The following is a 21611-nucleotide window of genomic DNA, read 5'->3' as shown; positions in this document are numbered from 1 at the left end:
AGTTATGGTTTGTCAATGGCTTTCCCACGGCAACGAATGCATATGAAGGCAGGTGAGGCGTCCCGTGGCCCTCGGGCTTGGCAATGGCGGAGCGGGGACCCTGTCGCTATGGTGCCGCCGGCACAGGAGATCGTATCGTGGCCCTGCTCGTTCTCGGCTTAGTCGTTTTCATCGGGACGCACGCTTTCAGCATGGCACGCCAAGCAAGAGCCGGCGTGATCGCCAAGGTCGGGGAGGGGCCGTACAAGGGCCTTTACTCGCTCCTGTCGCTGGCCGGCATCGTGCTCATCGCCATCGGGTTCGGGCGCTATCGGGCGGAAGGCTACATTCCTGTGTGGGATCCGCCGGTCTGGACCCGGCATCTCGCGCTGCTTCTCGTATGGTTCGCTTTCGTGATGGTCGCGGCGGCGTATCTACCGGGACGCATCAAGCGGCGCCTGAAGCACCCCATGCTGGCAGGCGTGAAGATCTGGGCTCTCGCGCACCTCCTCGCCAATGGGGATCTCGGGTCGATCCTCCTGTTCGGCTCCATTCTGGTCTGGGGCGTGCTCGCCCGGATCAGCGCGAAGCATCGCGATGTGGCGGCTGAGCACGGGGCTGCCAAAGGCGGGCTCCATGATAACCGGAATGATGCTCTCGCCATCGTGATCGGGACGATTGCCTATCTTGCCTTCGTTTTTTGGCTCCATCCCCTTCTGATCGGGGTTCCGGTCCTTCCAGGAAGGGCTTGAGCGCGCTGAAGGCCGCGATATCCGGCCCGAGGCGCTTTCAGCCTCTCGCCTTCGGCGGGGGGCTGTGCTAGGCGACCCACTTCGATTGAGGAGGCGGTCCCGGCCGCAAGAGTGTCATGGCTCCGAACGACGAGTTTATCCGCGAGGTCGACGAGGAATATCGCCGCGATCAGGTCGCCCAGATCTGGAAGCGGTACAACGGCGTCATCATCGGCGCCGCGATTCTCGTTGTCGCCGCCGTCGGCGGCTGGCGCTACTGGGAACATTACCAGGAGACGCGGTCCCAGGCCGACGCCCTGCGCTACGAGGATGCCTTGAGGCTGTCCCGTGACGACAAGGGCAAGGACGCCGAGAGTGCCTTGGAGAGCCTCGCCAAGGAAGGCGACAGCGGCTACGGCCTGCTCGCCCGTTTCCGGCTGGCCGCGGAACTTGGCCGCCAGAACGCCGAAAACGGCGCTTCGGCCTATGATGCCCTCGCCAAGGACGGAAAGCTGAGCGCCCTCTGGCAAGATCTCGCCCGTCTGCGCGCCGCCTGGCTGCGGATCGACACGGCCGATCCCGCCAAGATCCGCCCGGATCTGGAGCGTCTTGCGGTGCCGGAAAATCCCTGGCGGCATTCGGCTCGCGAACTTCTTGGCCTTTCCGGACTTAAAGCCGGCGATATGGATTATGCGGGACGCTGGTTCGACCAGATCGCCGCTGACCGCGAGACGCCGAGCGCGTTGAAGCAGCGGCTTGCGGTTTATACGGCTCTGGTGGCGGGTGGCCCCGTTGCGGTGACGCAATAAAGGAATGTGAGGCAGGACATGACGGCGACCGTCGCCATAGTCGGGCGGCCGAATGTCGGCAAATCGACCCTATTCAACCGCTTGGTTGGGAAAAAGCTCGCCCTCGTTGACGACCGGCCGGGCGTGACCCGGGACCGGCGCGAGGGTGAGGCGCGGCTCGGCGATCTCGAATTCCGCATCGTCGATACCGCTGGTCTTGAGGAATCGACGGAAGAATCGCTCCTCGGACGCATGCGCGCCCAGACGGAAGCCGCCATCGGCGACGCCGACGTGATCCTCTTCGTCATCGATGCCCGGGTCGGGATCCTGCCGGCCGACCGGCCCTTCGCGGAGCTTGTGCGCCGTTCCGGCAAGCCTGTGATCCTGATCGCCAACAAGGCCGAAGGGGGAGCGGGCCTCGCTGGCGCCTATGAGGCTTTTTCGCTTGGCCTTGGCGAACCTGTTCCTCTCTCCGCCGAGCACGGCGAAGGCATGGCGGACCTGTTCGAGGCTCTGATGCCTTACTTCCCCGACCCTCAGGACGAGACCGAGGGCGAGGAGGAGGACCCGAACAAGCCGCTGCAGGTCGCGATCGTCGGGCGGCCGAACGCCGGAAAATCCACGCTTATCAACCGAATGGTCGGCGAAGAGCGCCTTCTCACCGGCCCGGAAGCGGGAATCACACGGGATTCCATCTCTCTCGACTGGACGTGGCGCGGCAGGCCCTTCAAGCTTTTCGACACGGCTGGCCTGCGCAAACGCGCCCGGGTGGAAGACAAGCTCGAAAAGCTCTCCGTCGCCGATGCGTTGCGGGCCGTTCGGTTCGCCGAAGTGGTGGTCGTGCTGCTGGATGCGACGATCCCCTTCGAGAAGCAGGATCTGTCCATCGTCGATCTTGTGGAGCAGGAAGGCCGGGCCCTCGTCATCGGCCTCAACAAGTGGGACCTGGTTGCCGATCAGCCGGGCTTGCTGAAGGACCTGAAGGAAAAGGCAACGCGCCTCCTTCCGCAAGTCAGGGGGGCTCCGGTCGTGCCGTTGTCCGGCCTTGCCGGTAGCGGCATCGACGGCTTGATGAAGGCGATCATTCAGGTCTACGACACCTGGAACCGTCGCATCGCGACCGCGCGGCTCAACCAATGGCTCACCGAAGCCATCGACGCCAACCCGCCTCCAGCCGTCTCCGGGCGGCGGATCAAGATCCGCTATATGACGCAGGTCAAGGCGCGGCCGCCGCATTTCGCGATCTTCGGAAACCAGCTGGACGCCCTTCCGAAAAGCTACACCCGCTACCTCGTCAACGGCATCAGAGAAGCGTTCGAGTTGCCCGGCGTGCCCATTCGCGTCTCCTTGAGGATGGGCAAGAATCCCTTCGACAAGGATCGGAAGTAAGCGGGTCGGCCGCCTCGCGGGTTCCCAAATCGGCCGCGACATCCTTCCTTGTCTTTCAGGAACGCAGGGTGCCGGGCTTCGGCGAAGCCTTCGCTGCGGAAGCGTGGTGTTCTTGCGCGTTCAGGGCCGGGCTCTGGAAGAAGAGCGAAATGATGGCAGGGCGAGCCCCGCCGTTTGATGTCGACGACGCTAGGCCGGCATCTGCGGCGTCAGAACTTTTCCGTCCTGCGTGAAATCGTAGATCTTGCCGGTTTCGCTCCAGTCGGGCAGGGCGAGCTTGACGATGTGCGGGGCCAGATCCTCGGGAGTCTTGAGGGTCGACTGATCTTCTCCGGGCATGGCGGTGCGCCGCATCGCCGTGCGCAACGGTCCGGGGTTGAGGAGCATCGCCTTTACAGGGGTGGTCAGGGTCTCGGCCGCGTAGGTGCGCACGAGCGCGTTCAGTGCGGCCTTCGACACGGAATAGACGCCCCAATAAGCCGTGCACTTGGTCGCCGCACCGGAGGTCACGAAAATGGCCCGGCCTGCATCGGAGGCGCGCAGCAGCGGGTCGAGGGAGCGGATCAGACGGTAATTCGCCGTGACGTTGATGGCCATCACCGCGTCCCAGACGGGCTGGTCGACGTGGGTGATGGGGGCGAGTTCGCCGAGAATGCCTGCATTGCCGAGAAGGATGTCAAGCTTGCCCCAGCGCTCGTAGATCGCCGCACCAAGGCGGTCGAGCGCCTCCAGGTCCTTGAGGTCCACAGGAACCAGGGTCGCGGACGAACCCTTCTGGCGGATTTCGTCGTCGAGAGATTCGAGCGCGCCCTGGGTGCGGGCGAGCGCGATGACATGCGCTCCGGCTTCCGCGAGAGCGAGCGCTGCTGCGCGGCCGATGCCGCGCGACGCGCCGGTGACGACCGCGACGCGGTTCGCAAGAGGCTTGGTCATGGATCCTCAGTCAGCTTCTGCAAGGAGAGACAGGCGGCGAGGCGTCGCCACCGTCAGATCGGTCAGGGGTGTCGGATAGTCGCCCGTGAAGCAGTGATCCGTGAACTGCGGCAACGCGGCGTTGCGTCCTGCCTCGCCCATGGCCCGGTAGATCCCTTCGATGGACAGGAAAGCCAGGGAGTCGGCGCCGATATACTCACGCATCTGCTCGAGATTGTGGGTGGCCGCGAGCAGCTTTTCCTTCTCCGGCGTATCGATGCCGTAAAAATCCGGGTGAGTGATCGGTGGGCTGGCAATCCGGAAGTGAACTTCCTTCGCTCCAGCCTCGCGCATCATGCGCACGATCTTCACCGAAGTGGTGCCGCGCACGAGGCTGTCATCCACCAGGACAATGCGCTTGCCCTCGATCGCCGAGCGGTTCGCGGAGTGCTTCATCCGCACACCGAGCTCTCGCACCGACTGGGTCGGCTGGATGAAGGTACGGCCCACATAATGGTTGCGGATGATGCCGAGCTCGTACGGAAGGCCGCAGCTCTGGGCGTAGCCGAGAGCGGCCGGGACGCCGGAATCGGGCACCGGAATGACCACGTCTGCGTCTGCGGGCGCTTCCTGGGCGAGTTCATGACCCATGCCCTTGCGGACCGCGTATACGCTGCGGCCGTTCACGATGGAATCGGGGCGGGCGAAGTAGATGTACTCGAAGATGCAGGGGCGGGGAGGCTGCTCGGGGGCGAATCGGAAGGATTCGATCCCGTCCTCGGAAATCACGACACATTCGCCGTTTTCGATGTCGCGAATGAAGCGGGCGCCGATGATGTCGAGCGCACAGGTCTCGGACGTCAGGATGTAGCGGCCGTCGAGCTCGCCGAGCACCAGCGGGCGGATGCCCAACGGGTCGCGGGCGCCGATCAGCTTCTTGTTGGTCAGGGCGACGAGGGAATAGGCCCCTTCGATCTGCCTGATGGATTCCAGGAAACGATCCACGACCCGCCCATGGCGGCTTCGGGCCACGAGATGGACGATCACCTCCGTGTCGGTGGTCGACTGGCAGATGGCTCCGTCCCGGATCAGGTTTCGGCGTAGGGTCAGGCCGTTCGTCAGGTTGCCGTTATGGGCCACGGCGAGGCCGCCGCCGTCAAGCTCCGCGAAGAGAGGCTGTACGTTGCGCAGAACCGTCTCGCCGGTGGTCGAATACCGCACGTGGCCGATGGCGGAGAGACCTTCCAGGCGCTCGATCACCGAGCGGTCCGAGAACCCGTCGCCGACGAGGCCGAGCTTGCGCTCCAGGTGAAAGACGTGGCCGTCGAAGGAGACGATGCCGGCGGCCTCCTGGCCCCGGTGCTGAAGGGCGTGAAGCCCCAGCGCCGTGATGGCGGCCGCATCCGGGTGTCCGTAGATGCCGAAGACACCGCATTCTTCGCGCAAGGTATCGCCGTCGAGGTCAAGGTCCACCGTCTTGGGTTGGACCTGCCACGTCTCAGACAGAGAAGACATCGTCATTTCCTTGGGGTGGCACCACAGGCGGCGCGTAAGGCCCCTATTTAATGAGCGTTGCGTCAATCGCCAACGATTATTGCGAGGGCTCCCCTGCAAAGACGACGCATCAGCCGTGCAAGCTTCGCCCCGGTCAGGCTCAGCCGCGCGGTTGGGCGGGGCGGGCAGGAGGAGTTGCCGGCGTGCCGGGAGCGGGGCTCGTCCGCTGCGGATCGGGCTCGGCCGGTTCGCCGGGTTCGGCCTCTGGGCTTGCTCCCTTCTCGCGAAGCTTCTGAATCAGGGCCTCGGCGTTGTCCGGCAGCATGGCGATGATGCTGTCACGGGTATTCTCCATGGCCGGGCGCGTGCGGGACGTGACGGCCCACTCGGGGTTCTTGCCCTGCAGGAGCCAGCCGAGGAAGGCCCAGCCGATGACGCAGATCAGGAAGCCGCGAGCGGCCCCGAAGAAGAGGCCCAGGGTCCGGTCCAGGGCGCCGATCCGCGAATCGAGGATCAGGTCGGAAATCTGAACGGTGATGATCGACACGATGATGAGCGTGACGACGAAGATGCCGCCGATGGCGGCCACAAGCGCGACCGTATGGTTGTGGATGTATTGCTGCGCCAGGGGCAGGATCGCCGGATGCAGATACCAGGCCACTGCGGCGGCCGCGACCCAGGCGACAATCGCCAGGACTTCGCGCGTGAAGCCGCGAACGGCTGCCAATAGACCCGAAATCAGCACAACGCCGATAACGACAAGATCCAGAATTGAAAATGGCATGGGTCAAGCCTGACGCAGGAACGGGTGGAACGGCCTCAAAACGCGGTTAAGGCGTCGGGTGTATAGCCGCAAGAAACCATTTCGTCACCCTGTGAGTCCATGCGGCCCGGCAACTGCCCGTGAACGGGCTAAAAGGCAGGGCGGTCCGTGAGGGCATATCAGCGGAGGCGGCCTCGGGAGCCGGGTTTGCGAGACCACCTCCTATGGGAAATTCCGGCGGAACCCTGCCGGAATAACAAGTTTCTGATCGATATTCCTTAGAGAAACATGAAATCGTCAGCTGTAAGCTTCAGATGAGGCTTGAGCTTTAGAATTTCCGCTCTTTTCTTGTTGCCGGAGCCATCGCTGTCGAGATAAACGAAACCGTTCTTTGGATTATAGTAGACAAAGTCGTTCTTATCTTTTGCGTGGTCACCCAACGTGAAGAATTTCTTGTTTAATTTTCCAGATTTCATGGCTTTAATCTTGAAAGACTTGATCGAAGACAAGCTGAACTGGAGCGTATCGTCCGCAGGGTTGAAGTCCATCACTTGATCGAACTGGCCCTTCTTGACCGGTGTATCGAACAAGAAGCGGTCCTTGCCTGCACCCCCGTAGAGGATGTCCTTTCCCGCGCCGCCATTCAGAACATCGTCGCCTGCAAGCCCGTAAAGCTTGTCACTCCCTGCGGCCCCGTAGAGAAAGTCCATGCTGGCGGTGCCGCTGAGCTTGTCGTTGCGGGATGTGCCGGTAAAAATGTCGACGTTGTTGATGACATCGATCGTCAAGGTCTTCTCGAAGGTCAGGCCGGCGGCATCCTTTACCTCGACTTTGATCTGCTGGGATGGCGCAGTTTCAAAGTCCAGCTTGGAGCCATCGGCAACGAGCAGTTTCTTTCCGGTTGAATCGAGTTTGAAGCGACCACCGGCGTCGTCCGTCAGCTTGAACGTGAATGTGTCGTTCAGATCGGGATCATCGGCATCGAGAGGCCCGATCTCGGTCCCGTTTGCGGCGTTTTCAAAAACCGTCGGGGTCCGTGGCGCCGCGATCGAGACATCGGTCGGAGCCTCGTTCACATTGGTCACGTTGATCGTGAACGAGGTCGCGCCTATCGAGGTATTTTGATTGCCGGCGGCTGAAATCGAGATCTCAAAGTGATTTAAGGAATTCCGCTCGAAGTTGAAAAGATCGTCTCCACCGGACTTCACGACGATCTCAAAGTCGTTCGTCGTGGCGTTCTGGCGGATCTCGAACCGATCGTCGATGCTGTCGGCAAGGGTGTAGATGAAGGTCTCGCCATTGGCCCCGCCGGTCACATGAAGCGTGCCGATGACCTGATCAGGGGCAATATCCTCGGCGATATTCGTGTTTGAAAGCGTGATCGTCGCAGCCATGGGCCCCTCGCTTATATGTTGATGGCTTTGCTTGGTTGTCGAGCTTTCGGAGCCTCTTCATCAGTCATTATACGATATAATATATCAAATCCAAATCAAGGAAAGCTTATCAAAGGGCGATTTCGTCGGTCGCACCGACGAAGCCTTCAGGACGCTTTCCGGCGGACTGCGATGCCAGCGACCAGATCGGTGATGTGTCCGATCGAGGACGGGGCCAGCGGCAGGCGTTCTTTCTTCTTGTCGGCCCGCGCAGCCGGTGAAACGGCATTGGCAAAGCCGAGTTTTGCGGCTTCCTTCAACCTTGCCTCCGCCTGGGCGACGGGCCGGATGGCTCCGGACAGTCCCAATTCACCGAAATAAACCGTGTCCGGCGGCAATGGTGAACCCGACAGGGATGAAACGAGAGCTGCCGCTGCGGCAAGGTCGGCGGCGGGTTCCGTAATGCGCAAGCCGCCGGCGACATTGAGGTAGACGTCGTGCATGCCGAGCCGCAGCCCGCCATGGGCCTCCAGAACGGCGAGCACCATCGAAAGGCGCGCCGGATCCCAGCCGACCACGGCTCGTCGCGGCGTTCCAAGGGAGGAGGGCGCGACGAGCGCCTGGATTTCGACCAGAAGCGGACGCGTTCCTTCCATGCCGGCAAAGACCGCCGTTCCCGGCGTCGCGAGATCGCGACCGGCCAGGAAAAGCTCGGAGGGATTGGGAACCTCGCGAAGGCCCTGGTCCGACATTTCGAAAACGCCGATTTCGTCCGTGGGGCCAAAGCGGTTCTTCACCGCCCGCAGGATACGGAAATGGTGCCCGGTATCGCCCTCGAACGAGACCACGGCGTCCACCATGTGCTCGACGACGCGAGGGCCGGCGATCTGACCGTCCTTGGTCACATGGCCGACGAGAATCACGGCCGTTCCGGTGGTCTTGGCGAAGCGGATCAGCGCCTGGGCACTGCCGCGGACCTGGGTCACGGTGCCTGGAGCGGATTCGACGGTCTCGGTCCACATGGTCTGGATCGAGTCGATGATCGCCAATGCCGGGGGACGGCCCTGGGACAAGGTGGCGACGATATCCTCCACGTTGGTCTCAGACGCCAGCTCGACCTGGGCCTGACCGAGGCCGAGCCGCTCGGCCCGCAGGCGCACCTGCGCCACCGCTTCCTCGCCGGAGATGTAGGCGACCCGCTCCCCGCGCTTGGCGAGAGCCGCCGAGGCTTGCATGAGCAAGGTGGACTTGCCGATGCCGGGATCGCCGCCGAGAAGAATGATCGAGCCATGGACGAAGCCGCCGCCCGTCACGCGGTCGAGTTCCGCAATGCCGGAAGGCGTGCGCGGAGCTTCTTTGGCTTCGCCCGACAGGCCTTCGAGGGGGAAGATCCGGCCCTTCGCCCGGGATGGGCGCGTCGCCACCGGGCCGACCATCGGATTTGAGGAGGCGGTCTCTTCGACGATCGTGTTCCAGCCGCCGCAGGCTTCGCACTTGCCTTTCCAACGATTGTAGACCGCGCCGCAGTTCTGGCACGCGAAAGACGCTTGACGCTTGGCCATCAGACCGTCGCCTCGCGATAGGTCCGATGGTAGCGCGAGCCGAGGCTCGTCAGGATTTCATATCCGATCGTCCCGGCACGGCGGCCGACTTCGTCGACGGTGAGGGCGCCGCCGATGAAGGTCACAGGATCGCCCCTCGCAATCCGGGCTTCCGGGACGTCCGTGACGTCGACGGCCAGGAGGTCCATGGAGACGTTTCCGGCGAACGAGCAGGCCTGGCCCGCCACGATCGCCATTCCCGCCAGGGCCGTTTCTCCACTATGGCCACGGGCGCTCGCGGAGCGCGGGTAACCGTCCGCGTAGCCGATCGAGACCGTTGCGACGCGGCGCTTCTTCTGCGCCGTCCAGCGGCCGTTGTAGCCCACGGTCTCACCCGCCTCGACCCAGCGGAGCTGCACGATCCGGCCTTCGAGGCCGACGACGGCCTGCATGGGGTTTTCCGCGTCCGGGGTCGGATTGCCGCCATAGAGGGCATAACCCGGGCGAGCGAGGTCGAAATGCGGCTTTTGCGGAAGGAAGATGCCGGACGAATTGGCGAGCGACGCCGGGATCTTCGGAAGGGTGTTCCTGACCGCCGTGAACGCCTCGATCTGTTGGGCATTGAGCGGATTGTCCTGCTCCTCAGCGCTCACGAAGTGGCTCATCAGAAGGGCTGGCTCAAAATCCTTCAGCTCCGGACGGCCGGCGAGGGTCAGCCCGTCGCTCACCGTCAGGCCGAGCCGGTTCATGCCGGTATCCACGTGAAGCGCGGCTGGGAAGCGATGGCCTTGTGCGCGGCTGAAGGCCGCCCATTCGGCAATTTCCTCGTGGGATCCGAGAACGGGGCGAAGATCATGGGCCGCATAATGGGCGCATGAGCCGGGCAGGAGGCCGTTGAGTACGTAGATCGTCGCATCCAGGGCAACCGCGCGGACGCGGACGGCCTCGCTCAAATGGGCGACGAAGAACGTGCGGCAGCCCGCGCGGGCGAGGGCCGGAACGGCCCGCTCGATGCCTGTGCCGTAGGCGTCCGCCTTGACCACGGCGCTGGTCTCGACACCGGCCGCATCACGCAGCCTGCGCCAGTTGGACGCCAGCGCATCGAGGTCGATCTGGAGAAGCCCCCCGGCCATGTCGTCCGAAACGGAGACCCGAGGCGCCTTCTGCGGAATATGCTTGTTCAATCGCCCATCCGTTCAGGAAGTTTGTCTTCGTCCGCCAAGTTGGTGAAGCGGGTGATGTCCGCCTGGAAGGCGAGCTGCACGGTGCCGGTCGGTCCGTGACGCTGCTTTCCGATGATCACCTCCGCCTTGCCGTGGACCTGGTCCATTTCGGCCTGCCACTTGAAGTACTCTTCGGTGCCGGGTTTCGGCTCCTTGTTCTTTAGATAGTACTCTTCGCGGTAAACGAACATGACCACGTCCGCGTCCTGCTCGATGGAGCCCGATTCACGCAGGTCCGCGAGTTGAGGCCGTTTGTCGTCGCGCGCTTCCACCTGGCGCGAGAGCTGGGACAGGGCAATGACCGGCACCGCGAGTTCCTTGGCCAGCGCCTTGAGGCCCGTGGTGATCTCGGTCAGTTCCTGCACCCGGTTCTCGCCCTTCTTCGCGGAGGCAGAGAGGAGCTGGAGATAGTCGATGATCAGCACGTCGAGCCCGCGCTGGCGCTTCAGGCGGCGGGCCCGGGCTGCCAGCTGGGCGATGGAGATGCCGCCGGTCTGGTCGATGTAGAACGGGATCGACTGCATTTCCCGGGCAGCTTCCGTGATCTTGTAGAAGTCGTCCTCGCGCATGTCGCCGCGGCGAATCTTGTAGGACGCGACGCCCGACTGCTCCGCGATGATACGGGTGGCCAGCTGCTCGGCCGACATTTCGAGGGAGAAGAAGCCCACGATCCCGCCGTTCACGGTCTTCATGGTGCCGTCCTGCTGCTTCTCCGCCTGATAGGCTTTCGCGATATTGAACGCGATGTTCGTCACGAGCGACGTCTTACCCATCGCCGGACGGCCCGCCAGGATCACAAGGTCGGACGATTGAAGGCCGCCCAAGGTGCGGTCGAGATCGATGAGGCCCGTCGAAATGCCCGACAGCTTGCCTTCGCGCTTGTAGGCCGCCGCGGCCATGTCGATGGCCTGGGTCAGGGCGTCCGAGAAGCGCTGGAAGCCTCCGTCGTAGCGGCCCGTTTCGGCAAGCTCGTAGAGCCGGCGTTCCGCTTCTTCGATCTGGTCTCTGGGAGAGGTCTCTACGGGGGCGTCATAGGCGACGTTGACCAGGTCCTCGCCGATCGTGATCAGGTTCCGGCGGATCGCGAGGTCATAGATCGTGCGGCCGTAATCCTCCGCATTGATGACGGTGGTGGCCTCTGCCGCCAGGCGTGCCAGATACTGCGAAACCGTGACGCCGCCGAGATCCTGGTCGCCCAGAAAGGTCTTCAGGGTAATGGGGGTCGCGACCTTTCCGGCCTTGATGAGGCTCGTGGCGACTTCGTAGATGCGCCGATGGAGGTCCTCGATGAAGTGCGAGGACTCGAGAAAGTCGGACACCCGGTAATAGGCATCGTTGTTGACGAGGATCGCGCCCAGCAAGGCCTGCTCGGCATCGATATTGCTCGGAGCAACGCGAAATTGCGGCTCGGACGTGTCGATGCGGGCGATCAGGGCATTGGCGGTGGCCATCCGGCGCTCCGAAAAAGAGTTCAGGGATCGGATATCCATAAACCAGATTCGGGCACCGAAAGGTTACCGCCCGGACACAGGTTCGGACTCCGTCCGTCTCGATGTGGTTTGTCCTCGTTGTCCCCGATTCCCACACCGTACTTTTCCACGGAAGGGCAGGGCGTCCTTGCCTGGTCTCCCAATGAAAAAGCGCTCCCCGTCGAATCGACGGAAAGCGCCATTTTGGAACAAAAAGTGAACGGCCGCAAGTGCCGCTCAGCTCCGGATCTCAGAGCTCCACGTCGCCGGCTTCTGCCAGCGCGGCGCCGACTTCGAGGCCGAGATCGTCGAGGTTGGTCTCCTCGCGGGTCGTGACCTGCTCGCCGCGGGCCTGACGCTCGGCTTCCTCGGGGCTGCGGGCGACGTTGATCGTTACCTGAACCTCGACTTCCGGATGCAGGGAAACCGGCACCGGGTGAAGGCCGAGGGTCTTGATCGGCGCATTGAGGACGATCTGGTTGCGATCGACCGAGAAGCCGTCCTTGGTCATGATCTCGGCGAGGTCGCGGGTCGAAACCGAACCGTAGAGCACGCCCGTCTCGCCAGCCTGACGGATGATGGTGAAGCTCTGCCCGTTCAGCTTCTCGCCGACGGCTTCCGCTTCCTTGCGGCGCTCGAGGTTGCGGGTCTCGAGCTGGGCGCGCTGGTTCTCGAAATGCTCCTTGTTGGCCTTGGTGGCGCGCAGAGCCTTGCCGCGGGCCAGGAGGAAGTTGCGCGCATAACCGTCGCGCACCTTCACGGTTTCGCCCATCTGGCCGAGCTTTGCGACGCGTTCGAGAAGGATCACTTCCATTGGTTTTCTCCTTGAATGTTCGTGATCAGGTGGAAAGGGTGGGAGGCAGTTTCGGCCCGCGCCCGTTGCCGCGTCGGCGAAGACGCAGTCTGAAAACGGAATCGGCAAGGCCGAAAAGGGATAGGGCGACCATCAGGATGCCCTGCGACACGAAAAGGACGACGTAAACCACGCCAAGAATGAGCCCGCGGACCGCGCTGCCGCGCGTGCGCTCGTGGATGGCCGCAAGCCCTTGAAGGGCAAAAGCCATGAACAGGGCGCCGGCCAGGGCCGCCGCGAGGACGCCGAGGAAATTCTCGAGCGACATGGCCATCACGAGCACGCAGGCCGCCAGCAAGAGAGCCGCCGCCCGCGGCATGATCAGTTCCGGTACGGAGGGCCAGGGCCGCGGCAGGCGCTTCGACAGCGACACGACCTTGGCGGCGGCCCACAGGTAGAGCGCCAGAACGATCGTGAAGCCCTGGGCCGACAGGAAGGGCGTGAGCCGGGAAAAGACCTCGATGAGCTCGCCGCGCGTCTCGGCGTCCAGGCTGTCGGGCTGGCCTTGCGGGAACTGAAGGTTCACGAAGGCCTCGGCGACTTCGCGGGCGTTTGCCAGGAAAGCGTCGTAGTCGACGCGGGTCGAGATCAATCCTGCGGCAACGACGGTCAGCGCGGCGGTCGCCGCGACCCATGTCAGCAAGCGCCCGACCGGGTACCACTCGATGACGCCGTCATCCACCGGGCGCCCCAGAAGAGCGAGATATGCGAGCCACCAGGCGGGAAGGGCCGTCACGACGGCGAAGCCCAGCCCGCTCAGCGGTGAGATTCCAAGACCGATCGCGAGGCCGCCCACAAGCGCCGCCACGAGGCCCGAGCGGTGGTTCCAGCCGAGCGAGACGATCAGGACGGGAATGGGAGACAGAAGATACAGGACGGCCGCCAGCGGGGTCGCTTTCACGATCACCGCGGTCAGAAGGGCCGAAACAAGGCCCGCGCCGATGCCTGGAAGAAGAAAGTTCATGGGTCCCGCTGTCCCGCTGCTGATTGCAGGGTTAGAGGCTCCTGGCCCCAACTGACCCGGCGGGTTTTCACCGCCGGGCGACGTGAGAGGAAGGCTGCGCAAGCGCAGCCTTACCGGTTGTTAGCGGATCACGTAGGGCAGCAGGCCCATGAAGCGTGCACGCTTGATCGCCTGGGCGAGTTCACGCTGCTTCTTGGCCGAAACGGCCGTGATGCGCGAAGGAACGATCTTGCCGCGCTCGGAAATGTAGCGCGACAGGAGCTTCGTGTCCTTGTAGTCGATCTTCGGAGCGTTCGGGCCCGAGAACGGGCAAGTCTTGCGCCGACGGAAGAAAGGACGACGGCCACCGCCGCCACCAGCACCCATAGCCATCGTTACGCCTCCTCGCCTTCGGTCTCGTATCCGCCTTCGCGTTCGCGGCGCTCACGGTCCTTGCGCTCGTCGCGGTCGCGCTTCTGCATCATCACGGAGGGCTCGCTTTCAAGCTCTTCCACCCGGATGGTCATGAAACGGAGGATATCTTCGTTGATGCGCATCTGACGCTCCATCTCGGCAACCGCCTGGGCGGGAGCGTCGAGATTGAACATCGTGAAATGCGCCTTGCGGTTCTTCTTGATCCGGTAGGCGAGGGACTTCACGCCCCACATTTCGGTCTTCTCGACCTTGCCACCGTTCTGCTCGATGACGTCCTTGTACTGGTCGACCATCGCTTCGACCTGCTGGGACGTGACGTCCTGGCGAGCCAAAAAGACATGCTCGTAGAGAGGCATAGTGGGCCTTTCTCAGGTTTGAGTTGAGCCCAGTCGTTTTTGAGGAACGCCATGGGCCGGTTTCGCGCGTCCGATCGGCGCCAAGCCCTTCGAGCCTGCAAGGCCCGAGCGGTTGTCGAAGGCGGAGACACGGGACGACGGGTTTTGAAAACCCTGCACGGCCAAGCCGTACCGTCCGTTCAGCCCCCGGCCGGAGCGAACGCGAAGCGCGGGCTATAGTCGATATGACCTTGGATGGCAAGGGATAGCGGGTCGGATCACGGATTATGGGTGAGAGGGTGCAGGCCAGGTTCACGGACGGCTAGGAAATAAGCGGCTCTCTGCTACAACCATTCTATGACATCTCTTCCTCTTCGCCTCGGCGTCAATATCGACCATGTCGCCACCGTCCGTAACGCCCGTGGGGGCGTCCACCCGGATCCGATCAGGGCCGCGCACCTCGCAGTTCTGGCCGGCGCCGACGGAATCACCGCCCATCTGCGGGAGGACAGGCGCCATATCCGTGACCAGGATATGGAGCGCCTGAAGCGCCAGCTTTTCGTACCGTTGAACTTTGAAATGGCCGCGACGGCCGAAATGATCGGCATTGCGACCCGGCTGCGGCCCCATGCGTGCTGCCTGGTGCCGGAAAACCGGGAGGAACGCACGACCGAGGGCGGGCTCGACATCATCGGCGGGGCGGAGCACCTGCGGCCGGCCATCGGAGAACTGAAGGATGCGGGCATCCGCGTCTCCCTCTTCGTGGAGCCGGAGATCGACGTGATGGACACGGCCTGCGAACTCAAGGCGCCCGTCGTCGAACTTCATACTGGGACCTATTGCGAGGCTGTCGCCGCAGGCGACGAGGTCAAGATTGCCCATGAACTCGCAAGATTGCGCAGAGCCGCCGCGCACGGGGCCTCGATCGGGCTTGAAATCCATGCAGGCCACGGCCTGGATCTCCAGTCGGTCGGGCCCGTGGCGGCCATCCCGCAGATCGCGGAGCTCAATATCGGACACTCGCTCATCGGCGAGGCGATCTTCCTCGGTCTCGACGAGGCCGTTCGTGGCATGCGGGCCGCCATGGACGAGGGGCGCCGGCAGGCCGGGTCCCCGGCAGCACCGGGCGGTACGGCCCCATGATCGTCGGAATCGGGTCGGATCTTTGCGATATCCGCCGGATCGAGCGTTCCATCGCGCGCTTCGGCGACCGGTTCACGCATCGGATCTTTACGGAGGTCGAGCGCGCCCGGAGCGACCGCCGCGCAGCCCGGGCTCCCTCTTATGCCCGGCGGTTCGCCGCCAAGGAGGCCTGCGCCAAGGCCCTGGGCACGGGCCTGAGTCACGGTGTATTCTGGCGCGACATGGAAGTGGTCAACCTGAGGAGCGGAAAGCCGACGTTGAAGTTGACGGGAGGGGCGCTGACCCGACTGAAAACGATGATTCCCGAGGGGCACGAGGCCATCCTGCACGTTTCCCTCACGGATGATCCTCCCCTGGCTCAAGCCTTCGTGATCATCGAAGCCGTCCCCATAAAGTAAATCCGCCGCGTTGCGATGGGGCGCGGCATGGGCTAGACCGCCGCGACGACTTGAGACGGCCCGAGCGGCCTTTCATTCCTCAAGCATGGAACGACAGACGTGAGCGAAAACGCCAAGAAATTCACCGGCGAAGCCGTCCGGAAAGACGAAGGCGGCATTTGGGAAACCGTGAAGGTCATCCTTCAGGCCCTGCTGATCGCCGTGGTCGTCCGGACCATTCTGTTCCAGCCCTTCAATATTCCCTCGGGCTCCCTGATCCCGACCCTTCTGATCGGCGACTATCTCTTCGTATCAAAGTACGCCTACGGCTATTCCCGGTATTCGATCCCGTTCGGGCCACCGCTTTTCTCGGGCCGCATCTTCGGCTCGCAGCCGAAGCGCGGCGACATCGCCGTGTTCAAGCTGCCGAAGGACAACTCCACCGACTATATCAAGCGAGTGGTCGGGCTTCCCGGCGACAAGATCCAGGTGATCGGCGGCGTCCTTCACATCAACGGAAAGCCGATCCAGCGGGAGCGGGTCGAAGACTACAAGACGACCGACCTTTACGGACGCACGATGGCGGTGCCGCAGTACAGGGAAACCTTTCCGGAGGGCACGAGCCACTACGTCATCGAGCGCGACGGCGACCGTGGTTACTGGGACAACACGGAAGTCTATACCGTTAAGCCCGGACATTATTTCATGATGGGCGACAATCGGGACAACTCGACCGATTCCCGCGATGAAGCCAATGTGGGCGAGGTGCCGGCGGAAAATCTCGTCGGCCGGGCGGAGATCATCTTCTTCTCCATCAACGAGGATGCTTCGCTTTGGCGCCCCTGGGAATGGCCCAGCCATATCCGGTGGAACCGGATGTTCGAGCGGATCCATTAATCCGTGGCGCGGCGTACACCCGAACCGGAGCAATTGCAGGAAACGCTCGGCTATCGCTTCGAGCGACCGGAGTTGCTTACGGAAGCGCTGACCCATGTGAGCGCACCGGGAGCCGGGGGGCAGAGCTATCAGCGGCTCGAATTCCTCGGGGACCGCGTCCTGGGACTGATCGTCGCCGAGATGCTCTATCACGCCTTTCCGCAGGCGCCCGAAGGGGAATTGTCCCGGCGTCTGGCGGAGCTTGTCAGACGTGAGAGCTGTGCCGAAGTGGCGATTGCCTGGGATCTCGGCCCTTACCTCAAGCTCGGCGCTGGCGAGGCACAATCAGGCGAGCGGCGGAACCTGACCATCCTTGCGGATGTGTGCGAGGCGATCATCGGAGCCGTCTTTCTCGATGGCGGCTATGACGCTGCGACGGCGTTGGTGGAAGGCGCCTTCAAGGAGCTCCTCCAGGCGCCGCGCCGTCCTCTCCGGGACCCGAAGAGCGCTCTCCAGGAATGGGCACAGGGCAAGGGCTTGCCGCCACCGACCTATGCGGTCGTGGAGCAGACCGGACCCGACCATGCTCCGAAGTTTCGCGTGGCTGTGAAGGTGAAGGGCCTCGAGAGCGACTTCGGCCTCGGCACTTCCAAGCGGGCGGCGGAACAGGAAGCAGCGCGAAGCCTTCTCCTCCGGGAAGACGTTTGGACACAGGAAGATTCCACACATGGCTGACGAGACATCCACGAAGGCCGGCTTCGTCGCGCTGATCGGAGCACCCAATGCGGGGAAATCGACCCTCTTGAACGCGCTTGTGGGTTCCAAGGTCTCGATTGTCTCACGCAAAGTGCAGACGACCCGGGCCCTCGTGCGCGGCATCGCGATTGAAGGGCAGGCGCAGATCATCTTCGTCGACACCCCGGGCATCTTCAAGCCGAAGCGCCGTCTCGACCGCGCCATGGTGACATCCGCCTGGGGCGGGGCGGGGGACGCCGATGTGGTCGCGCTCCTGCTCGATGCCCGCAAAGGCGTCGATGAGGAAGCCGACGCGATCCTGGAAAAACTGTCCGAACTGAAGCAGCCGAAAGTCCTGATCCTCAACAAGATCGATCTGATCGAGCGCTCGAAGCTGCTGGCGCTCGCAGCCTCCCTCAACGAGAGGGTCGGCTTCGCCCATACCTTCATGGTCTCGGCGTTGAAGGGCGATGGAACGGACCGGCTGAAGACCGAGCTTGCGCGCATGATGCCGGAGGGGCCGTGGCTCTATCCGGAAGACCAGATCTCGGATGCGCCGCTGCGGATGCTGGCCGCCGAAATCACCCGCGAGAAGATCTACGAGCGGCTGCACGAGGAACTGCCCTATCAGTCGACCGTGGAAACCGACCAATGGCAACAGCGGCCGGACGGTTCGGTGCGCATCGAGCAGACGATCTTCGTCGAACGTGACAGCCAGCGGAAGATCGTGCTCGGCAAGGGCGGCCAGACCATCAAGGCCATCGGCCAGGCCGCCAGGAAAGAAATCGCCGAGATCGCCGAAGCGCCGATCCACCTTTTCCTCTTCGTGAAGGTTCGCGAGAACTGGGGCGACGATCCCGAGCGCTACCGGGAAATGGGGCTGGAATTCCCGCGAGGGTGAGCCCGTTTCAAAGCCGATAGGCAGTCCGCAACCCGCCCCAGTGCCGTCCGAGCACGCGGATCGGTGCATCGACCTCCTGCATCATGACGATATTTCCGCCGCCCATGTCGCGGGCATAAGCCTGGACGACGAAGGGACGGGTCGAGCGTGCCGCCGTGATTCCGGCGCGATCGTCGAAGATGCGCTTGTTGCGTGAATTCGCGGCGTTCCATACCGGGTCGTCCGGCCGCTGTGGCTGGGAATAGACCTTGTTATGGACCGGGATATAGCCGTTGCGGTCGATCGCGAGGCAGAACGCCATCTTCGGATCGGAGGCGAGCACCGGCTCGAGTACCGGCGGAAGCAGCCGCTCGAAGACGGACAGATACGTGGTCTCGTACTGGAGAGGATTTGTACCGGCGATGGCGCGGTAATCCGTGTCGAATACGGCTTCGCGGGAGAGGCGCCGATCCGCGAGCGCCTTGGCGATCAAGTCTTCGATCTTGGCGGCCGTTTCCTGGGCCAGCATGATGCGCGGGCGGTAGCTCGCCTCGACTTCTCCGATGAAGCGGTCAATCCTTGCGCGGTTGTCTGCGGAAAGCGCGTCGAAGGAACAGTGATGCCCCATGGGGCTTGTCGCCACCACGCGGACCGAAGCCCTGCCGATCCCACGAATGTCGAGCTCCGCCTGGAGGCCGGGCTCCATCGGCATGTCGGGAATGCGCGCGAGCAGAATACCTCCCGTGCTCACATCGATACTGCGTGACGGGAAGTGGCGTCCTTTGGTGAGGACGGAAACCGCGCGATCGACCGGGAACCGATCGGACTGGCGGCGGTCGCCGATTTCGCTCTGGCGCACGGCGGTGATGAACCGCTCTCCAAGGGCCTTCGCGAGGCTGTCGGCGGCTTTCGTGGCGATATCGGCCCGGTGCGCGAGATCGCTGGCGTCGAGAGTGATGCGGTCGACTTCGGCCGCCCGCTCGCTCACCTGGCTCACGCTGCCGGAGGCGGAACTTGCCAAGCGTGTGACCTCGCTGATCGCGGCGTCCTGCTCGCCCACGGCCTCCCGGACCGTGTCGAAGACGGGTTGTACGTCCTGCACGACGTTCGCGATCTCCATCACGGCCGCCGTCGAGGCGCCTGCCGTGTCGCGAAGGCGGGCGATCCGTTGACGAATGTCATCCGCCGCATTGCCGGTCTCTACGGACAGGGCCTTCACCTCTCCGGCGACCACCGCAAAGCCCCGGCCAGCCTCCCCGGCTCGAGCGGCTTCGATGGTAGCATTGAGCGCGAGCAGATTGGTCTGTCGGGCAACTGCCGAAATGGTGTCGACAATGCCGACGATTTCCGCCGTCGCGGCGGAAAGCTGCCCGATCAATTCGCTGGCTTTCTGCGCCGCATGGACCGCATCGCCGATGCGACCGCTGGCCCGATCCATGGCCCGGCCGATCTCCGCTGAAGTCGCGGCGAGCCGTTCGGTGGACGAGGCCAGCGAAACGGTTTCCGCCGAAGCGGACTGGCCCGATGCGGCAAGCTCTCCGAGATGCGAGCGGATGGACGCCAGGTCACGCTCAACGGCGGTTACGTCGGAGGCCGCCTCGGCAATGGCCCTGGTGACGCCGGAGATCGCTTTGAGAACGTCCCCCTCGAGCGCGTCGACCGCCTCCGTCTCCAGCTTGCCTTGATTTCCATCGAGGTGCGTGACAGGCGGAGCCTCCAATGGAAGGTCCGTGTCTGGCGTGACCGGTTGCGGCGCGCGTCGCAGAAGGCCAAGCATCGTAAAGTTCTCATTACTGATGGCGTTAACCTAAGGTCAGATCAAAAGGTTAAATAATGAAGAACGACCGATTTTCTTTCGAATAGTTGGATTTTACTCCTGAGAATTCATGATTTCGCCCGGTCCTGGGGAGGAGGACCGGGCGAAATCCATGACAGATCCGTAAAGTCGGACGCCTTATTGTGGCGCCTGGTTCTGGCCTTGGAGCAGAGGTGTAATTCGGCGGATCGTCACACGCCGGTTCTGGCGCTCGGGCCCTTGCGTATTCACCTTCAGGTACTGCTCGCCGTACCCTTGTGTGGTGAGATTTTCAGCCGGAATGCCGAAGCGTTGCGTCATGAGAGTCGCGACGGTTTCGGCGCGCCGGTCGGACAAGGTGAGATTGTCCTCATCCGCGCCTACCGCATCCGTGTGACCCTCAACGAGGAAGATTTCGTTCGGGTTTCGGGACAGGGCGCGTTGAATGGCCTGAGCAATACCGGTCATCGCTCCGATCTGAGCCTCGGGCAGGGACCAGGACCCGGTATCGAACGTGACCGTATCGAGGTCGACCCGGCGCATGCGTTCGCGCAACGGTTCACTCTGACGGATCTCGTCGAGAGTGTAGGCCCGCTCGATACGGTCCACGGGCGGGGCCGTAAACGCTTCGACGAGTTCGTCCTCCGACGCGTCCTCCACGTCGACGATGTATTCTTCGCGGGGAATTGTCACGACCGGCGGGGGCAGTCGCACAACGTCTTCCACGAAATAACCCCCGCTCCGCCGTCCGCGCTGGTTCTCGATGAGAACCACCTCACGGCCGGCCGATTCGCGCCGCACGCGGCGGATCAGGTTGCCGTTCTCGTCCCGTATCGTGATGATTTCAGAGCCATCCGGCCGCCGGACGATGGTGACATCCTCGGAACCACGCCGTTCCTGCCGCACGTCGGCATCCCGATAGGTGCGCCGGAAGCGATCCGTTTCATCATGCCGGATGATTACGCGGTCACCCTCGCGGATGATCGTACGGTCGCCCGGTTCCTCGATGATGATCCGGCGGCCGCCTTCCTCCGTGCGCTCACGCCGCTGCTGACGAAGCTCGTCGATGCGACCCTGCTGAAATGCGTCGAAGCTCTGCACGTCGCGATCCGTCGGACGGCGCATCCCTGCGGGACCTGCCGACGGCTGCGCCGGTGCGACGAGCGGCTGGGTCGGCGCGACTTGCGTCGGTGCTAACTGAGTTGGTGCCGCTTGCGCCGGGGCAGGCGGAGCGGCGGACGGCGCCGGAGCGGCACTCGGAGGTTGCGCAGGGGCGGGGGCCAAGGACCGTTGCGGCGCCACTGTGCTTGGAGCCGACGTACTTGGAGCCAAAGTACTTGGAGCCGAAGGACTTGGAGCCGAGGTGCTAGGTGCTGGTGGTGTGGGAGCCGGTGCCCTCTGTTGGGTTGGACTGGTTTCCACACCTTGGCTCGGTGCGGTCGGCGTCGGGCGGGCTGCCGGTTGCTGGGAAGGGGCAGCGGGGGGAGTGCTCCGAGAGGCGGGGGGCATAGGCGTGGGTTGTTCCGCCGCAGGAGGCGGCCGACGCGAACCGTCCGCCGGGGTGGGCGCATTCCGCT

At 63.5% G+C, this 21611-nt stretch carries 21 protein-coding genes; 8 read left to right on the top strand and 13 right to left on the bottom strand.

Annotated features, from left to right (window positions below; translation table 11 throughout):
* Positions 1-137 precede the first annotated feature (137 nt).
* The 3 genes from LJD17_RS10495 to der all read left to right on the top strand — a co-directional run bounded on the left by LJD17_RS10495 (position 138) and on the right by der (position 2887).
* Entirely contained in the window at positions 138-731 is a 594-nt protein-coding gene (locus LJD17_RS10495; RefSeq protein WP_227384107.1) for an NnrU family protein, read from the top strand.
* 116 nt (positions 732-847) lie between these two features.
* Positions 848-1519 carry a tetratricopeptide repeat protein gene (locus LJD17_RS10490; protein WP_227384106.1) on the top strand — a complete coding sequence of 224 codons (672 nt, stop codon included), beginning with the start codon at positions 848-850 and terminating at the stop codon, positions 1517-1519.
* An 18-nt stretch (positions 1520-1537) separates the two neighbouring features.
* The gene (gene der / locus LJD17_RS10485) at positions 1538-2887 is read left to right on the top strand and encodes a ribosome biogenesis GTPase Der (protein WP_227384105.1); all 1350 of its coding nucleotides are present in this window, start codon (positions 1538-1540) and stop codon (positions 2885-2887) included.
* Positions 2888-3076: 189 nt separating this feature from the next.
* Here the strand turns inward: der and LJD17_RS10480 are convergent, their stop codons facing one another.
* The 11 genes from LJD17_RS10480 to rpsF form a co-directional block, all read right to left on the bottom strand.
* Positions 3077-3820, bottom strand: a complete 744-nt coding sequence (locus tag LJD17_RS10480; protein WP_227384104.1) for an SDR family NAD(P)-dependent oxidoreductase — start codon at positions 3818-3820, stop codon at positions 3077-3079.
* A 6-nt stretch (positions 3821-3826) separates the two neighbouring features.
* On the bottom strand, positions 3827-5314 hold the full coding sequence (gene purF, locus LJD17_RS10475; protein ID WP_227384103.1) for an amidophosphoribosyltransferase: 1488 nt from the start codon (positions 5312-5314) through the stop codon (positions 3827-3829).
* A gap of 139 nt (positions 5315-5453) precedes the next feature.
* Positions 5454-6077, bottom strand: coding sequence for a CvpA family protein (locus LJD17_RS10470; RefSeq protein ID WP_227384102.1), 624 nt, complete (start codon positions 6075-6077; stop codon positions 5454-5456).
* Between the two features lie 257 nt (positions 6078-6334).
* Entirely contained in the window at positions 6335-7450 is a 1116-nt protein-coding gene (locus LJD17_RS10465; RefSeq protein WP_319799690.1) for a hypothetical protein, read from the bottom strand.
* A gap of 146 nt (positions 7451-7596) precedes the next feature.
* Positions 7597-8991 carry a DNA repair protein RadA gene (gene radA / locus LJD17_RS10460; protein WP_227384101.1) on the bottom strand — a complete coding sequence of 465 codons (1395 nt, stop codon included), beginning with the start codon at positions 8989-8991 and terminating at the stop codon, positions 7597-7599.
* Positions 8991-10103, bottom strand: coding sequence for an alanine racemase (gene alr, locus LJD17_RS10455; RefSeq protein ID WP_227384307.1), 1113 nt, complete (start codon positions 10101-10103; stop codon positions 8991-8993). Before alr ends, radA begins: the two co-directional genes overlap by 1 nt.
* Positions 10104-10150: 47 nt before the next feature.
* Positions 10151-11644 carry a replicative DNA helicase gene (locus LJD17_RS10450; RefSeq protein WP_227384100.1) on the bottom strand — a complete coding sequence of 498 codons (1494 nt, stop codon included), beginning with the start codon at positions 11642-11644 and terminating at the stop codon, positions 10151-10153.
* A 268-nt stretch (positions 11645-11912) separates the two neighbouring features.
* Positions 11913-12476: a 50S ribosomal protein L9 gene (rplI, locus tag LJD17_RS10445; protein ID WP_227384099.1), complete on the bottom strand. Its 564-nt coding sequence runs from the start codon at positions 12474-12476 to the stop codon at positions 11913-11915.
* A gap of 25 nt (positions 12477-12501) precedes the next feature.
* Complete coding sequence (locus tag LJD17_RS10440; protein ID WP_227384098.1) at positions 12502-13479, bottom strand: DUF2232 domain-containing protein; 978 nt, start codon at positions 13477-13479, stop codon at positions 12502-12504.
* 120 nt (positions 13480-13599) lie between these two features.
* A complete protein-coding gene (rpsR, locus tag LJD17_RS10435) occupies positions 13600-13851 on the bottom strand; it encodes a 30S ribosomal protein S18 (protein WP_224313220.1) in 252 nt (83 codons plus the stop codon).
* Positions 13852-13853: 2 nt separating this feature from the next.
* Positions 13854-14249 (bottom strand): 30S ribosomal protein S6, encoded by a 396-nt coding sequence (gene rpsF / locus LJD17_RS10430; protein WP_227384097.1) that lies wholly within the window; start codon positions 14247-14249, stop codon positions 13854-13856.
* 336 nt (positions 14250-14585) lie between these two features.
* Between rpsF and LJD17_RS10425 the strand changes: the two genes are divergently transcribed.
* The 5 genes from LJD17_RS10425 (at position 14586) to era (ending at position 18260) form a co-directional block, all read left to right on the top strand.
* Positions 14586-15371 carry a pyridoxine 5'-phosphate synthase gene (locus LJD17_RS10425; RefSeq protein WP_227384096.1) on the top strand — a complete coding sequence of 262 codons (786 nt, stop codon included), beginning with the start codon at positions 14586-14588 and terminating at the stop codon, positions 15369-15371.
* On the top strand, positions 15368-15769 hold the full coding sequence (gene acpS, locus LJD17_RS10420) for a holo-ACP synthase (protein WP_227384095.1): 402 nt from the start codon (positions 15368-15370) through the stop codon (positions 15767-15769). Before LJD17_RS10425 ends, acpS begins: the two co-directional genes overlap by 4 nt.
* Before the next feature lie 99 nt (positions 15770-15868).
* On the top strand, positions 15869-16645 hold the full coding sequence (lepB, locus tag LJD17_RS10415) for a signal peptidase I (protein WP_406600788.1): 777 nt from the start codon (positions 15869-15871) through the stop codon (positions 16643-16645).
* Between the two features lie 3 nt (positions 16646-16648).
* A complete protein-coding gene (gene rnc, locus LJD17_RS10410; RefSeq protein ID WP_227384094.1) occupies positions 16649-17359 on the top strand; it encodes a ribonuclease III in 711 nt (236 codons plus the stop codon).
* Positions 17352-18260 (top strand): GTPase Era, encoded by a 909-nt coding sequence (gene era / locus LJD17_RS10405; protein ID WP_227384093.1) that lies wholly within the window; start codon positions 17352-17354, stop codon positions 18258-18260. Before rnc ends, era begins: the two co-directional genes overlap by 8 nt.
* Positions 18261-18267: 7 nt before the next feature.
* Here era and LJD17_RS10400 read toward each other — a convergent pair whose 3' ends face one another.
* Both LJD17_RS10400 and LJD17_RS10395 read right to left on the bottom strand, forming a co-directional pair.
* Complete coding sequence (locus LJD17_RS10400; RefSeq protein ID WP_227384092.1) at positions 18268-20016, bottom strand: methyl-accepting chemotaxis protein; 1749 nt, start codon at positions 20014-20016, stop codon at positions 18268-18270.
* A 177-nt stretch (positions 20017-20193) separates the two neighbouring features.
* Positions 20194-21159, bottom strand: a complete 966-nt coding sequence (locus LJD17_RS10395; protein WP_227384091.1) for an OmpA family protein — start codon at positions 21157-21159, stop codon at positions 20194-20196.
* Between the last annotated feature and the right edge of the window lie 452 nt (positions 21160-21611).

It is taken from the genome of Microvirga rosea (assembly GCF_020595095.1).
GTDB lineage: Bacteria > Pseudomonadota > Alphaproteobacteria > Rhizobiales > Beijerinckiaceae > Microvirga > Microvirga rosea.
Note: the sequence above shows the minus strand (reverse complement) of the source record. Positions and strands in the feature narration are given on the sequence as shown.